This window comes from Pseudomonas typographi (assembly GCF_014694385.1).
In the GTDB taxonomy this organism is placed as follows: Bacteria; Pseudomonadota; Gammaproteobacteria; order Pseudomonadales; family Pseudomonadaceae; genus Aquipseudomonas; species Aquipseudomonas typographi.
Genome location: NZ_JAAOCA010000129.1, coordinates 1 through 560 on the forward strand (window position 1 = coordinate 1; position 560 = coordinate 560).

The 560-nt window shown below is 61.8% G+C and carries 1 protein-coding gene and 2 pseudogenes; all 3 read left to right on the plus strand.

Annotated features, from left to right (window positions below; genetic code table 11):
• The coding region (locus tag HAQ05_RS28030) for a LexA family protein (RefSeq protein ID WP_238936619.1) at positions 1-254 on the plus strand (254 nt) is incomplete at its 5' end.
• A pseudogene (locus tag HAQ05_RS29270) lies at positions 238-351 on the plus strand (Y-family DNA polymerase); the annotation flags it as partial. The gene HAQ05_RS28030 and the pseudogene HAQ05_RS29270, both read left to right, overlap by 17 nt.
• Before the next feature lie 2 nt (positions 352-353).
• Positions 354-560 (plus strand): annotated as a pseudogene (locus HAQ05_RS29275) (hypothetical protein); the annotation flags it as partial.

Below are 560 nucleotides of genomic sequence, written 5' to 3' on the forward strand. Positions count from 1 at the left end.
GCATGATCGGCGCCGGAATCTTCGATGGTGATCTGGTGGTGGTGGACCGCGCGATTGAGCCGGCCCACGGGCACATCGTGATCGCTGCCATCAACGGCGAACCGCTGTGTAAGCGCCTGCACCGGCGCGGTGGGGAGGTGGCGTTGTTCTCGGAGAATAGGCGCTTTCCGCCGCGGTACATCATCGATGGCGACGAGCTGCAGATGTGGGGCGTGGTGACGTTCAGCGTGCGCAGCCATGACCTCAAAGCCTGATCCCGTCTATGCACTGATCGACTGCAACAGCTTCTACGCCAGCTGCGAACGGGTATTCAGGCCAGACCTGGTGCGCACGCCCATCGTGGTGCTGAGCAGGTGGCCAGCTACACCAACCGCGCCGGGGAGAAGCTGCGCAGCCAGCGCTCGCTGTGCAAGAAAATGCGAGTGGCCATCCGCACGGGCATGTTTTGGCCAAACGCGCCATTACTTAGGGAGGGCAGGGTGCTGACTCAGGCGGAGGGACTGCACTTCCCTCATTCTATTGGCAATGAATCGCCTCACGTGGCAGCAGCAGATTTTCCA